The sequence below is a fragment of the Pseudomonas sp. UW4 genome (genome assembly GCF_000316175.1).
GTDB classification, from domain to species: Bacteria; Pseudomonadota; Gammaproteobacteria; order Pseudomonadales; family Pseudomonadaceae; genus Aquipseudomonas; species Aquipseudomonas laurylsulfatiphila.
In genome coordinates, this window is sequence record NC_019670.1 from 1,482,214 (window position 1) to 1,496,025 (window position 13,812).

Genomic DNA, 13,812 nt, shown 5'->3' on the forward strand with positions numbered 1-13,812 from the left:
CTGGCCCCTTCGCGAGCAGGCTCGCTCCCACAGGGATCACGCGAACCCTGTGGGAGCGAGCCTGCTCGCGATGAAGTCGACTCGGTCTTACTCCAGATTGCGATTCCAGTACTTGAACAACGGCTCCGCCAGAAACAATACAAACAACAACCTCATCACCTGCATCGCCGTCACCAGCGGCACCGACAATTGCAGGGTCTCCGCCGTCAGGCTCATCTCGGCAATACCGCCCGGCATCATGCCCAATGTCAGTGAGCGCAGATCCAGGTGGGTCAGCGCACTCAAGCCCAGTGCTGCGGCAGTCGCAATCAGCATGGACAGCACCGTGCCGATCAAGGTGCGGCCCATGAACGATGGCGCACGCCGGAAAAACTGCCGGTTGAAGTGACAGCCCAGACCGCTGCCGATCAACCACTGGCCGATCTGGCTGCCGCCGTTGGGCAAGCCGATGTGCAGATCCCAGCCGATGCTGACCGCCGCACTGACCAGCAAAGGCCCGAACAGCCAGGGGTTGGGTTGACGCAGGCGTTCCCAGATCCACGCCGCCAATGCGCCAGCAGGAAACAGCACCGCCAGCCAGCGCCAATCGATACTGCCCGCGTGGGAAATCGGCGCACCGTCACCCAGCAAATACTTGAAGGCCGCCGGTACGCACAGCACCACCACCAACACCCGCAAACTTTGCCCCGCCGCGACACGGCTGAGCACCGCACCATTGCGCGCGCCGAGGTTGACCATCTCCCCGGAACCGCCGGGCATGCTGGAAAAGAACGCGGTGGCGCGATCTTCACCGGTGCGGCGCATCAGCCACACGGCGACCACTGCGGACAGGCTGGTGACCAACGCACCGAAGAAGATCAGACCGAAATGACTGAGCACCTGCTCCATCACCAGCGGGGTGAAGTGCAGACCGATACCGATGCCGACGATCCACTGGCCGCACTTGCGACCGCCAGGGATTTCGGCCAGTTGCCAGGGGGTCAGGCAGCGCACGAGGATGATCGCCAGCAACGAGCCGACCATCCACGGCAAAGGCCAGCCGACCTGGCTGGCGAGGTAACCGCCCAGCAGGCCGACCAGCGGGGTTCCCCACCAGGCTTTGAAAGGTGTTCGATCAGACATCGGCGATAACGCGCCGGGTAACCGAACGTTTACGCCAGATACGCACAATGGGCACCAGCAACATGACCACGATCAACCCCCAGACACCGACGGTGATACCGCTCGACCAGAGAATATCCAGCGAACCGTTGGAAATCGACAGCGCCCGACGCAGGTTCTGTTCCATCAAGCCACCGAGGATGAAACCCAGCAAAACCGGGGACAACGGGAAGTCCAGCTTGCGCAGGATGTAACCGAAGATGCCGATGCCGATCATCAGGAACAGGTCGAAGGTCGTGGCATGCACGGCGTACACGCCAATGGCGGTGATGATTGCGATCATCGGCACCAGCGCCCAGTTCGGTACGGCAAGGATTTTGGTGAAGATCCGGATCATCGGAATGTTGAGGATCACCAGCATGATGTTGGCGATGAACAACGAAGCGATCAGGCCCCAGACGATGTCCGGTTGCTGTTGAAACAGCAGTGGGCCTGGCGTGATGTTGTACAGCGACAACGCGCCGATCATCACGGCCGTGGTGCCCGAGCCGGGAACGCCAAGGGTCAGCATCGGCACCAGTGCACCGCACGCTTCTGCGCCAATGGCGGTTTCCGGTGCAGCCAGGCCACGCTTGTCGCCTTGTCCGAATTTTCCGCTTGGGCCAGCGATACGTTTCTCGGTCATGTAGGCCACGGCGCTGGCCAGTGTTGCGCCCGCACCCGGCAACACGCCCATGATGAAACCGAGCACACCGCAACGCATGTTCACCCAGAACACCGAAGCGGCTTCCTTGAAGTTGAACAGCATCCGGCCGGTGGCCTGGAAGGCTTCCTGGCCACGGTGGGTTTTTTCCAGCAGCAGGAGAATTTCGCTGATGGAAAACAGGCCCAGCACCAGGACCACGAATTGAATGCCATCGGTGAGGTGGATGTTGTCCCCGGTGAAACGGTAAACGCCGCTGTTGGCATCAATGCCGACGGTCGACAGGAACAGGCCGATCAGCGCCGCGATGAACGTCTTGAGCGGCCTGTCACCCGCCATGCCGCCAAGGCAGACAATGGCGAACACCATCAGTACGAAATACTCCGCCGGACCGAAGGCAATCGCCCATTTCGCCAGCATCGGCGCGAACACGACCATCCCGCAGGTCGCAATGAAGGCGCCGATGAACGAACTCCACGCCGACAACGACAACGCCACACCGGCCAGACCCTGGCGGGCCATCGGGTAGCCATCGAGGGTGGTCATGACGGTGGAAGCTTCGCCCGGGATGTTCAGCAGGATTGAACTGATACGACCGCCGTATTCGCAACCCAGGTAAACCGCGGCCAGCAGGATCAGCGCCGACTCCGGTGGCAGGCCGAGGGCGAAAGCGATCGGGATCAACAACGCCACGCCATTGATCGGGCCCAGCCCCGGAAGCAGGCCGACGACCGTACCGATCAGCGTGCCGCTGAGAGCGGTCACCAGGTTGTAAGGGGTGAGTGCGACGCCGAAGCCGTGACTCAAGTAACCAAGCGTATCCATATCAGTTCTCCAGTACGTCGAGCAGGCCCAGAGGCAGTGGCACGTCCATGACTTTGTCGAACAGCAGGTACAGGCCGACGCTCATCAGGCTGATGATGATCACGCCCGGCAGCCAGCGCCCGCCGTACAGGCGAGCCATTGGAATGCCAACCAGCATGCTGCTGAGGATGAAACCCAGCGGTTCGAACAGCCCGGCGAAGACCAGCAGCAACAGCACGCAAACACCAATTTTGGTCAGGGTCTCGCGATCCATCGGCGGATCATCATCGGTGTGCTTGATCGGCGAGGGCCGATACACCATGTAAACCAGCGCCAGGCCCATCAGCCCCAGCATCAACAGGGGGAACGCGCGTGGGCCGATCGGTTCGTAGGAAAAAGGTGCCTGATAGGGCAAGGCCATCAGCACCAGGCTGAGACAGGCCAGCAACAGCACCGAAGCAAAAATGCGTTGTAAGAGCATGTGAAACTCCTGTGCCGCGACTCCGCCAAACGGAGTCGCAGCCGCTAGACAGAGGCGATCACTGGATCAGGCCGAACTCTTTGGCCAGCACTTTGTAGTCCGCGACCTGTTTCTTCACATAGGTGTCCAGCTCCGGGCCGGTCATGGCGAACGGGAACAGTTCACGCTGGTCGCGCAACTTGGCGAACTCCGGTGAAGCCAGCAGTTTGTCGAAGGAGTCCTTCCACCAGGCGTAGTCCTCGTCGCTGACCTTCGGCCCCAGGTAGAAGCCGCGAACCACCGGCCAGACGATGTCGTAGCCTTGTTCGCGGGCAGTCGGGATGTTCTTCATTTCCGGCTCGTCCAGACGCTTGTCGGAGAACACCGCCAGCAGGCGCATGTCACCGCTCTGGATGTGCGGCATGGAGTCGGAAATGTCGGTACTGCCAACCTGGATATGACCGCCGAGCAGGGCAGTGGCGATCTCGCCGCCACCTTCGAGGGCGACGTAACGCAGGTCACGCGGATTGATCCCGGCGGCCTTGGCGATCAGCGCGGTCTGCATCCAGTCCTGGCTGCCGACGGTGCCGCCGGAACCGATCACCACTTTGCTCGGATCTTTCTTCAGTGCCTGGACCAGATCGTCGAGGGTCTTGTAGGGCGAATCGCTCTTCACCGCGATAGCGCCGTAGCTGGTGCCGACGGCGGCCAGCCAGCGCACATTGCTTTCATCGAAACGACCGAACTTGCCTTGGGCCAGGTTCAGCAGCGAACCACTGGACCAGGCCACCAACGTACCGGCATCGGCCGGACGCTGGGCGACTACCGCGTTGTACGCCACCGCGCCGACACCGCCGGGCATGTAGGTCACCCGCATCGGTTTGGTCAGCAGTTTTTCGTTGACCAGCGCGCTTTGCGCCAGTTTGCAGGTCAGGTCGAAACCACCACCGGGCGAGGCCGGGGCGATGCATTCCGGGCGTTTAGGCTCGGCCATGAGTTGGCCGGCGAATAGCACACAGCTAGCGGCGAGGGCGAAACGGCGCATTGAACGATTCATTTTTGTCTCCAGTGGAGTTTTTGTTTTTGGGGATGATTCAGGTGCGACGATTTCGCGCGGTGCTGGCGTGTTCGAATCCGCACGGATCGAACGACGGGCAGCCGGCTTCGGCGCTGGCAAGCGTAAAAATCGGGGAGCGAGAGAAAGGGCGGGGCGGGCAAGCCTGAAGCTGTGTGGACAGCATGGTGCAGTACCTCGTTTATTGTTTTTATTGGCGAAAACGCTTCGAGGCGTTTTTCGGTAGTTACATGTCAAAGCACGTTTTCAAACTACGATTCGATGGTCTGCAGTCGAAACCATCCGTGGGGCGACTCTAACGACCCAACCTTTCGCTAACCTTTCAGCGGGCTTTCACGGTTTTTCGGGCTTCACAGCGGTGATTGCGGCTGTAAACTCCGCGCCAAAGAATGGCGTCGGCCATCCCTGAACGAGGTATAGATCCATGCGTGTCCTGCTCGTCGAAGACCATTTGCAGCTCGCCGAAAGTGTCGCCCAGGCGCTCAAGAGCACCGGGCTGACTGTGGACGTTCTGCACGATGGCGTGGCCGCCGACCTGGCGCTGGGCAGCGAGGAATACGCCATGGCGATCCTCGATGTCGGCTTGCCGCGCATGGATGGTTTCGAAGTGCTGGCGCGCCTGCGGGCGCGGGGCAAGAACCTCCCGGTGTTGATGCTGACCGCCCGCAGTGACGTCAAGGATAGGGTCCATGGCCTGAACCTCGGCGCCGACGATTACCTGGCCAAGCCGTTCGAACTGACCGAACTCGAAGCCCGGGTCAAGGCGTTGCTGCGCCGCAGTGTGCTGGGCGGTGAACGTATCCAGCGTTGTGGTGTGCTGGCCTATGACCTGGAAACCCGGCGTTTCACCCTCGGTGAAGAATTGCTGACCCTGACCTCCCGCGAACAGGCGGTACTCGAAGCCCTGATCGCACGCCCCGGTCGGGTGATGAGCAAGGAGCAACTGGCGTCGCAAGTGTTCGGTCTGGATGAAGAGGCCAGTCCCGATGCGATCGAAATCTACGTGCACCGCCTGCGCAAGAAGCTTGACGGCCAGCCGGTCGCCATCGTGACCTTCCGTGGCCTCGGTTACTTGCTGGAAAGCCGCGATGCATAAGCCCAGCAGCTTGCGCTGGCGGTTGTTGTGGAACCTGGCGCTGTTGCTGGTGGTGTTGATGCTGGCCAGCGGGTTGAGCGCCTACTGGAACGGTCGTGAAGCCGCCGACACGGCCTATGACCGGACCTTGCTGGCCTCGGCGCGCACCATCGCCGCCGGCGTTTCCCAGCGCGACGGCACCCTGAGTGCCGACGTGCCCTACGTGGCCCTCGATACCTTTGCCTACGACAGTGCCGGGCGAATTTTCTACCTGGTCAATGACATCAATCAGAAGCTGATTTCCGGTTACGAAAACCTGCCCGCGCCACCGCCGGGAACGCCGCGCACCGATGATTACCCGGCGCTGGCGCGCTTCTACAACGCCCAGTACCGCGGGCAGAACGTGCGCGTGGTGAGCCTGCTCAAGCCCGTGAGCGAGCCCAACATGAACGGCATGGCGGAAATCCGCGTGGCGGAAACCGATGAGGCGCGCGTCAGCATGGCCCGCAGTCTGGCGGCGGATACCTTGCTGCGCCTGGGCATGCTGGCAATCGGTGCGTTGATGCTGGTGTGGTTTGCGGTGAGTGCCGCGTTGCGCCCGCTGGAGCGCCTGCGCACGGCGGTGGAAGAGCGCCAGCCGGACGATCTGCGCCCCTTGCCATTGGTGGAAGTGCAGCGCGAATTGTGGCCGCTGGTGCGCGCCCTCAATCACTTTACCGAGCGTCTGCGTGGACAGTTCGAGAAGCAGGCGCAATTCATTGCCGATGCGGCCCACGAGCTGCGCACGCCATTGGCAGCCCTCAAGGCGCGACTGGAGCTGGGCATGCGCTCATCCGAGCCCGATACCTGGCGCAGCACGCTGGAGACCGCCGCCCAGGGCACTGACCGCTTGACCCACCTGGCCAATCAGTTGCTTTCCCTGGCACGGGTCGAAAATGGCGCCCGGGCGATTGCCGAGGGTGGCGCGCAGTTGCTCGACCTCAGTCAATTGGCCCGGGAGCTGGGCATGGCCATGGCGCCGTTGGCCCACAAGCGCGGCATCGCGCTGGCGCTGGAAGCGGATGAACCCGTCTGGTTGCGGGGCGAGCCGACGCTGTTGAACGAACTGCTGAGCAATCTGGTGGATAACGCACTGGCTCACACGCCGCCGGGCGGCAATGTGATTCTGCGAGTCTCGGCCCCCGCCGTGCTGGAAGTCGAAGATGATGGCCCCGGTATTCCTCTTGAGGAGCGTGACCGGGTATTCGAGCGTTTTTACCGGCGCAATCAGCAAGTGGCTGGCTCAGGGTTGGGTTTGGCGATTGTCGGCGAAATCTGCCGCGCGCATCTGGCGCAGATCAGCCTGCATGATGGAGAGCGGGCGGGGTTGAAGGTGCGGGTGAGCTTTGTTGCAGGGGAGTGATGCAGCGTCTGTTCAGGCCCCTTCGCGAGCAGGCTCGCTCCCACAGGGATTTGTGGTGTTGCATAGATCCAATGTGGGAGCGAGCCTGCTCGCGAAGGGGGCGAAGCAGTCCTTGATCAGTAAAACATCGTGCGGGTTTCTTCCAGGTCGGCGCACATCGCCTCGTCGTCAAAGTCGACTCCGAGCGTCCTGAAGGCCGGTACAGTCAAGGCATCGAGAGTGGCGAGCGGATGTTCGGTGTCCCGGAAGCAATACAGGCTGGCCACCTGCACCAGATCCACATAGTCGATCTGCGCCGACTGGCGTTTGAAATTCAGGTAGAGCTGCGGTACCTGCACCAGCATGTCGGGAAAGTCCCAGACCTTGAGCAGTTTTTCGCCGATCAGCGGATGAATCCGGTCGATCACATGGTTGAGGCTGACCGGGTCGGACAGCAATTCATAGTGATCTTCGGCGTAGGTCAGGATCGGCAGCACGCCGATTTGATGCACCAGCCCGCCAAGAGCAGCCTGGTCGGGCTTGAGCCGGGTGTAGCTGCGGCACAGGGCATAGCTGACGCCGGCGATTTCCAGGCTTTTGCGCCAGACTTCGCGCATTTTCTGTTCCACCACGTCGGAGCGGGCGTGGAAAATCTGCTCCATGACCAGGCCGATCGCCAGATTGCAGCTGTAGTTGATGCCCAGGCGAGTGATCGCGGTGTGCAGGTCGGTCACTTCCTGGGTCGCGCGCAACAGCGGGCTGTTGACCACTTTGATCAGGCGCGCCGACAGCGCGGTATCACGGCCGATCACTTTGCTCAGGGTACTGACGCTGACTTCCGGGTTTTCCGCGGCCTTGCGAATTTGCAGGGCCACTTCCGGTAACGTTGGCAGAACCAGGTCATCGTTATTGATGGCCTCAACCAAATCCTGTTGGACCTTTTCCGCCAGTTCGCTCATTTAGTCTCTCTGGGTGTTGCGCCAAGTGCTGCCGTTATTGCTGGATTTCGCGATCGCGATCCAGTTCATAAGGCAGGTCGAGCAGCTGCAAGGACGGCCCTTCGAGCGCCCCCAGGTGGATGTCTCCACTGTCTGCCGCTTCGGCTTGCAACACCGCCAGGAGCTCAATGCCTTGCCCGGCGCGGGCAGCCAGCACCACTTCGCCGATAGAGCTGCCATGGGTCGGGGAGAACAGCGTGATACCCGGTTCCGGCAGCTCGCCGGCCGCCAGTTGCAGGCGATACAGGCGACGCTTGAGTTTGCCCAGGTATTGCATGCGCGCGACGATTTCCTGGCCGGTGTAGCAACCTTTCTTGAAACTCACGCCACCGACCGCTTGCAGGTTGAGCATCTGCGGGATGAACAACTCGCGGGTGCCGGGCATGACCTGGCCGATCCCGGCACGTATCTGGCCCAGCAACCATTGATTCAGGTCACCTTCGCTCAGCACCGCCGACAGCTTGCTTTTGACCGCATCGGCAAGACCTGCGGCGACCCACAACTCGGCGCGTTGCGGCGAAACACGGATGGCGATCAGTCCATCGCTGCGCACGACGCTGTCGGTTTCTGCCGCCAGGTCCAGGCCGAGGCTGGCCAGTGCGGCGTCGCCATGGTCAATGCCGAAGCGGACCCAGGCGGCACTCTCGTCGGTCAGTTTCGATTTGGAAAACACCGCGTATTTTTTCAGGTCCGCCAGTTGCGGTTCGAGCAATTCGGTGGCCATGGCCAGGACCACGCCATCACCTTCGAGCAGGATGCGGAAACTCGATTGCATCCGGCCTTTCTGCGTGCAGCGCGCACCGAGGCTGGCCCGGGAATCGCTCAGATAGTTGAGATTGCAGGTCAGTTGGCCTTGCAGGAATTTGCTGGCGTCCGCGCCGCGGACCGCGAGAACACCTTCATGAGAAAGGGTGCAGAAAAAAGCAGAATCGGCCATGGGTCATCGCAGGGTAAAAAGTCTGGTGGACATCATAAGGGGCCGCCTTCGAAATGGGTAGTTCACAAAGGATCACCGGTGCCCGACCAAAGCCGACTGTTCGACGGTGCGCGGGCCTGTATACTTGCGGCCTATTTGAGGAGCGCTCCATGGTCGAAGATGTTGAACTGAACCGCCTCTTTTGGCACAGCCGCCGTGGCATGCTTGAGCTTGACGTGTTGCTGGTACCGTTCACGAAAGAGGTTTACGCAACGCTCAACGAGGTGGATCGCGCGTTGTACGTCCGACTGCTGACGTGTGAGGATCAGGACATGTTCGGCTGGTTCATGGAACGCAGCGAATCGGAAGATCCCGAGCTGCAACGCATGGTTCGCATGATCCTGGATCGTGTCCAGCCCAAGTAATTCGTTCGAATGCCGCTGGCATGCCTCACGGCAGTTGCTGGCGGCGTATCTGCTGGCCCAGCTGTTCGCGCTGGGTTCGTTGTTTTTATTGTCGATTCCGCTCTGGGCCAGCGCGCTCGGCATCGTGCTGTGCTTGGCTCACGGCTTCTGGCTGTTGCCCCGGCAAATCCTGCTGACCCATCCGCAAGCCTTTTGCGGCTTGCGGCGCGATGCCGATGGCTGGCAGTTGTGGAGTCGGGCCAAGGGTTGGCAGCCCGTGCAGCTGAGGCCGGACAGCCTGGCGCTGCCGTTGGTGGTGGTCTTGCGTTTCCGTCTGCGGGGCGAGCGCCGGGTCAGGGCCATTTGCGTGCCTCGGGATGCGCAGGCGGCGGATGTGCACCGACGCCTGCGGGTCCGGCTCAAATTCAGCCGACGTAGGTGGGCGGCACCAGAATAGTGTCCAGCGCGACCGGCAACATGTCCGGGTAGTCGAGGGTGTAATGCAGGCCACGGCTTTCCTTGCGCTCCATGGCTGACAAAATCATCAGCTCGGCCACCTGGGCCAGGTTGCGCAGCTCGATCAGATCCCGGCTGACCTTGTAGTTGCTGTAGAACTCGTCGATTTCATCCAGCAACAGTTGTACGCGGTGTTGTGCCCGTTGCAGGCGTTTGTTGGTGCGCACGATGCCAACGTAGTCCCACATGAACCTCCGCAGCTCATCCCAGTTGTGCGCAATGATCACGTCTTCATCGGAATCGGTAACCTGGCTCGCATCCCAGGCGGGAAGGGGGGCGGGCATTGGAACCCGGGGCAACTGTTCGAGAATGTCCGTGGCCGCCGAGCGGGCATAAACGAAACATTCAAGCAGCGAGTTGCTGGCCATGCGGTTGGCGCCGTGCAGGCCGGTGAAACTGGTTTCGCCAATGGCGTACAGCCCCGGCACGTCGGTGCGGCCCTGTTGATCGACCATCACGCCACCGCAGGTGTAGTGCGCCGCCGGGACCACCGGAATCGGCTGTTTGGTGATGTCGATGGAAAATTCCAGGCAGCGTTCGTACACCGTCGGGAAGTGCGTCTTGATGAAGGCCTCGGGCTTGTGACTGATGTCCAGATAAACGCAATCGATACCCAGGCGTTTCATTTCATGGTCGATGGCCCGGGCGACGATGTCCCGTGGCGCCAGTTCTGCCCGTGGATCGAAACGCTGCATGAAGCGCTCGCCGTTGGGCAGCTTGAGGTGGGCACCCTCGCCGCGCAGGGCTTCGGTGATCAGGAAACTCTTGGCCTGCGGGTGATACAGGCAGGTGGGGTGAAACTGGTTGAACTCCAGGTTCGCCACCCGGCAGCCTGAGCGCCAGGCCATGGCGATGCCATCGCCGCAGGCGCCGTCGGGGTTACTGGTGTACAGGTAAACCTTGGCCGCTCCGCCGGAGGCGAGGATCACAAAGCGGGCGCCATAGGTATCGACTTCGCCGGTGCCGCGATTGAGCACATAAGCACCGAGGCAGCGATCACCTTCGAGTCCCAGGCGTTTCTCGGTGATCAGGTCTACCGCAACCCGCTGCTCCAGCAGTTCGATGTTCGGTCGTTTCCTGGCCTGCTCGAGCAGGGTTGTGAAAATGGCAGCGCCCGTGGCATCGGCGGCGTGGATGATGCGCCGATGGCTGTGACCGCCTTCGCGGGTCAGGTGGAATTCGAACCCGCCATCTTCATTGCCCGACTGTTCATCGCGGGTAAAAGGCACGCCCTGGTCGATCAGCCATTGAATCGCTTCCTTGCTGTGCTCGACGGTAAAGCGCACCGCGTCTTCATGGCACAGGCCGCCGCCGGCATTGAGTGTGTCATCGACATGGGATTCAACGGTATCGGTGTCGTCCAGCACGGCGGCAACACCACCCTGGGCCCAGAACGTCGAGCCATTGGCGAGGTTGCCTTTGCTCAATACGGCAATGCGCAAATGACCGGGCAAGGTCAGCGCAAGGCTCAAGCCGGCAGCACCGCTGCCAATTACCAGAACATCGTGTTGAAACTGTTGGCTCATTTCAGGATTCCGCTCAAAGCGACCCGGGTCGGGGGTGGCGCAGCTGGACTGGCGAGTCAAGTCAGCCGCACAGCCCACTAGTATATAGAGGGGGGGGACGGCACAATACCCGAGCCAGCATGGCATTGTGAAACTACTGTGACGCAAAATGTCGGGCGCTTCGTCGGATGGTTTTCTGTCCATGGCGCGCGAGAATGACTGTATCGCCGATTTAACAGTCTTTTTCGCTTCACGGTTGCACAATGTCGGTTCGGCGCAGCTATAAATATTTGGAACTTTTGCCAAAGTGCCAAGATCAATAGACCGTTGCCTGAAACAAGGGACAGCGTCGGATTCAGTACAGGATTGCAGTTCGATCCCTGGCGAAGAATCCGATGACAAGATTATTCGCGCAGCCGGGCCCACTCGCGCTGCGCTTTTCGTGCGTGCCAAATCAGAGCCCGCAGGAAACTTGCCTGGAGGGGGAGAACTTTTGCGAAAAGCCCGAGTCTATGGTTGCAAGTCTGGTGGTTTACTTCTGCAAGCCTCCTCCGAGCTCATCGAGGAGTGTTCATGCTAACCCAGGAAGAGGATCAGCAACTGGTCGAACGCGTTCAGCGCGGCGACAAGCGTGCTTTCGATCTGCTAGTGCTGAAATACCAGCACAAAATTCTCGGGTTGATCGTGCGTTTTGTGCACGACACCCATGAAGCCCAGGATGTGGCACAAGAAGCCTTTATCAAGGCGTACCGTGCACTTGGAAATTTTCGCGGAGACAGCGCGTTTTATACGTGGCTTTACCGCATCGCCATCAACACGGCGAAAAACTATCTGGTTTCACGCGGCCGTCGGCCGCCGGATAGCGATGTCAGTTCCGAAGATGCAGAGTTCTACGATGGCGATCATGGCCTCAAGGATCTCGAGTCGCCAGAACGGGCTTTGCTGCGGGATGAGATCGAAGGCACTGTCCATCGAACCATTCAGCAACTGCCGGAAGATTTGCGTACGGCTTTAACTTTACGTGAGTTTGATGGTCTGAGTTACGAGGACATTGCGAGCGTCATGCAATGTCCGGTAGGCACCGTGCGCTCCCGGATTTTCCGCGCCCGGGAGGCCATCGACAAAGCCCTGCAGCCGTTGTTGCAGGAAAACTAAAGACAGCGGCGACAGCCAAGAGAGGAACGCCATGAGTCGTGAAGCCCTGCAGGAATCGCTGTCCGCAGTGATGGATAACGAAGCGGACGAATTGGAATTGCGTCGGGTATTGAATGCCTGCGACGATGTTGAAACCCGTGAAACCTGGGCTCGTTATCAGATCGCTCGGGCAGTGATGCACAAGGATCTGCTGCTTCCACGCCTGGACATCGCTGCGGCTGTTTCTGCTGCCCTGGCTGACGAAGCCTCACCGGCAAAAGCTTCCCGCGGTCCATGGCGCAGCCTGGGTCGTCTGGCGGTCGCAGCTTCTGTGACCCTGGCAGTACTGGCCGGTGTGCGTCTGTACAACCAGGATGAGATCGCCGGTACCGAACTGGCCCAGCAATCCAGTCAACCCGCACTGGCCGCTCCTCAAGTAAAAGGCCCTGCTGTTCTGGCAGGCTACAATGAGAGTTCGGAAGCTACAGGCCCAATGGCCAATGGCGTTTTGCAAGGTCAGCCAGGCTGGCACGATCAGCGTCTGCCAGGCTACTTGCGCCAACATGCACAACAGGCTGCACTGAAAGGTACTGAGAGCGCTCTGCCTTACGCTCGTGCGGCAAGTCTGGAAAACCGTTAAGGAGGATCATGCGCGCCATACCTCTACTTTCGCTTCTGCTCAGCGGCTGGTTCATCGTTCCAGCCCAAGCTGATGATGCCCAGGACTGGTTGACCCGCCTGGGCCAGGCAGAGCAGCAGCAAAGCTTTCAGGGTACTTTCGTCTACGAGCGTAACGGTAGTTTTTCTACCCATAACATCTGGCACCTCGTCCAGGATGGAAAGGTCCGCGAGCGATTGATCCAGCTCGACGGCTCCGCTCAGGAAGTCGTTCGCATTGATGGGCATACTCAATGCGTCAGCGGCACACTGATAGCAGGGCTGGGGGACTCCCCCAACTCCGCTGCCCGTGCACTCGATCCTCAAAAGCTCAAGAATTGGTATGACCTCGCCGTCATCGGCAAGTCGCGTGTTGCCGGGCGTTCGGCGGTGATCGTATCGCTGAAACCCCGCGATCAACACCGTTACGGTTTTGAACTGCATCTGGACAAAGAAACCGGCCTGCCTCTGAAGTCTTTGTTATTGGACGACAAGGGGCGGTTGCTGGAGCGCTTCCAGTTCACGCAACTGGATACGGCCGATGTTCCTTCCGAAAAGGATCTGCAGGCCAGCAATGATTGCAAGCCAGTCAACCTCGACAGTGACAAGGCTTCTGCCGTCAAGACTGCCCAGGTCTGGCATTCCGACTGGTTGCCTCCCGGCTTCGAGCTGACCAGCAGTACCGCTCGCAAGGATCCGCAGACCAAGACCCAGGTCAATAGCCTGATGTACGACGATGGGCTGGCGCGTTTTTCGGTATTCCTCGAACCGTTGAATGGCGCAACCGTCACCGACACCCGTACTCAGTTGGGGCCGACCGTTGCGGTTTCCCGGCGCTTGACCACGGCACAGGGCGACATGATGGTGACCGTCGTCGGCGAGATACCGGTAGGTACTGCTGAACGGATAGCGCTTTCAATGCGCACCGATGCCACTGCAACCAAGCAGTGAGCTAAATTCGAAATGTTTCGTGAGCATTTCAATTTGCAAAAAAACCTTAAATTTCTTATAGGTCAGAGCCCCTCGGCTCTGGCCTTGTTTGTTGTTCCCGGAACAAAAATACCGGCGTATTGTTCCCGGTGT

General features: G+C 60.3%; 14 protein-coding genes. 7 read left to right on the forward strand and 7 right to left on the reverse strand.

The genetic code is table 11. The features are described from left to right. Positions 1-87: 87 nt before the first annotated feature. Genes PPUTUW4_RS06480 through PPUTUW4_RS06495 form a run of 4 tightly spaced genes read right to left on the reverse strand, consistent with a single transcriptional unit; the run spans position 88 to position 4,125 of the window. Entirely contained in the window at positions 88-1,122 is a 1,035-nt protein-coding gene (locus PPUTUW4_RS06480) for an AbrB family transcriptional regulator (RefSeq protein ID WP_015093904.1), read from the reverse strand. Further along, entirely contained in the window at positions 1,115-2,629 is a 1,515-nt protein-coding gene (locus PPUTUW4_RS06485; RefSeq protein ID WP_008050724.1) for a tripartite tricarboxylate transporter permease, read from the reverse strand. Before PPUTUW4_RS06485 ends, PPUTUW4_RS06480 begins: the two co-directional genes overlap by 8 nt. A 1-nt stretch (position 2,630) precedes the next feature. After that, a complete protein-coding gene (locus PPUTUW4_RS06490) occupies positions 2,631-3,089 on the reverse strand; it encodes a tripartite tricarboxylate transporter TctB family protein (RefSeq protein ID WP_015093905.1) in 459 nt (152 codons plus the stop codon). A gap of 58 nt (positions 3,090-3,147) precedes the next feature. Then, complete coding sequence (locus tag PPUTUW4_RS06495) at positions 3,148-4,125, reverse strand: tripartite tricarboxylate transporter substrate binding protein (RefSeq protein ID WP_015093906.1); 978 nt, start codon at positions 4,123-4,125, stop codon at positions 3,148-3,150. A 442-nt stretch (positions 4,126-4,567) separates the two neighbouring features. On the opposite strand from PPUTUW4_RS06495, the gene PPUTUW4_RS06500 reads away from it, so the two are divergent. Both PPUTUW4_RS06500 and PPUTUW4_RS06505 read left to right on the forward strand, forming a co-directional pair. Next, positions 4,568-5,239, forward strand: a complete 672-nt coding sequence (locus PPUTUW4_RS06500; RefSeq protein ID WP_007979804.1) for a response regulator — start codon at positions 4,568-4,570, stop codon at positions 5,237-5,239. After that, complete coding sequence (locus PPUTUW4_RS06505; RefSeq protein ID WP_015093907.1) at positions 5,232-6,620, forward strand: sensor histidine kinase; 1,389 nt, start codon at positions 5,232-5,234, stop codon at positions 6,618-6,620. The genes PPUTUW4_RS06500 and PPUTUW4_RS06505 overlap by 8 nt, the downstream gene beginning before the upstream one ends. A gap of 116 nt (positions 6,621-6,736) precedes the next feature. On the opposite strand, the gene PPUTUW4_RS06510 is transcribed toward PPUTUW4_RS06505, so the two are convergent. Both PPUTUW4_RS06510 and PPUTUW4_RS06515 read right to left on the reverse strand, forming a co-directional pair. Further along, on the reverse strand, positions 6,737-7,558 hold the full coding sequence (locus PPUTUW4_RS06510) for an HDOD domain-containing protein (RefSeq protein ID WP_015093908.1): 822 nt from the start codon (positions 7,556-7,558) through the stop codon (positions 6,737-6,739). 34 nt (positions 7,559-7,592) lie between these two features. Further along, positions 7,593-8,534 carry a folate-binding protein YgfZ gene (locus tag PPUTUW4_RS06515; protein ID WP_015093909.1) on the reverse strand — a complete coding sequence of 314 codons (942 nt, stop codon included), beginning with the start codon at positions 8,532-8,534 and terminating at the stop codon, positions 7,593-7,595. Between the two features lie 149 nt (positions 8,535-8,683). On the opposite strand from PPUTUW4_RS06515, the gene PPUTUW4_RS06520 reads away from it, so the two are divergent. Both PPUTUW4_RS06520 and PPUTUW4_RS06525 read left to right on the forward strand, forming a co-directional pair. Further along, entirely contained in the window at positions 8,684-8,938 is a 255-nt protein-coding gene (locus tag PPUTUW4_RS06520; protein ID WP_007979797.1) for a succinate dehydrogenase assembly factor 2, read from the forward strand. Beyond that, positions 8,922-9,374: a protein YgfX gene (locus PPUTUW4_RS06525; protein WP_015093910.1), complete on the forward strand. Its 453-nt coding sequence runs from the start codon at positions 8,922-8,924 to the stop codon at positions 9,372-9,374. The genes PPUTUW4_RS06520 and PPUTUW4_RS06525 overlap by 17 nt, the downstream gene beginning before the upstream one ends. Here the strand turns inward: PPUTUW4_RS06525 and nadB are convergent. Further along, positions 9,343-10,959, reverse strand: coding sequence for an L-aspartate oxidase (nadB, locus tag PPUTUW4_RS06530; RefSeq protein WP_015093911.1), 1,617 nt, complete (start codon positions 10,957-10,959; stop codon positions 9,343-9,345). The two genes, PPUTUW4_RS06525 and nadB, sit on opposite strands and share 32 nt — an antisense overlap. Before the next feature lie 552 nt (positions 10,960-11,511). On the opposite strand from nadB, the gene rpoE reads away from it, so the two are divergent. The 3 genes from rpoE to PPUTUW4_RS06545 are packed head-to-tail and all read left to right on the forward strand — an operon-like array spanning position 11,512 to position 13,680. Continuing rightward, complete coding sequence (rpoE, locus tag PPUTUW4_RS06535) at positions 11,512-12,093, forward strand: RNA polymerase sigma factor RpoE (RefSeq protein ID WP_003172477.1); 582 nt, start codon at positions 11,512-11,514, stop codon at positions 12,091-12,093. A gap of 31 nt (positions 12,094-12,124) precedes the next feature. Then, a complete protein-coding gene (locus PPUTUW4_RS06540) occupies positions 12,125-12,712 on the forward strand; it encodes an RseA family anti-sigma factor (protein WP_015093912.1) in 588 nt (195 codons plus the stop codon). An 8-nt stretch (positions 12,713-12,720) separates the two neighbouring features. After that, on the forward strand, positions 12,721-13,680 hold the full coding sequence (locus PPUTUW4_RS06545; protein ID WP_015093913.1) for a MucB/RseB C-terminal domain-containing protein: 960 nt from the start codon (positions 12,721-12,723) through the stop codon (positions 13,678-13,680). Positions 13,681-13,812: the final 132 nt, after the last annotated feature.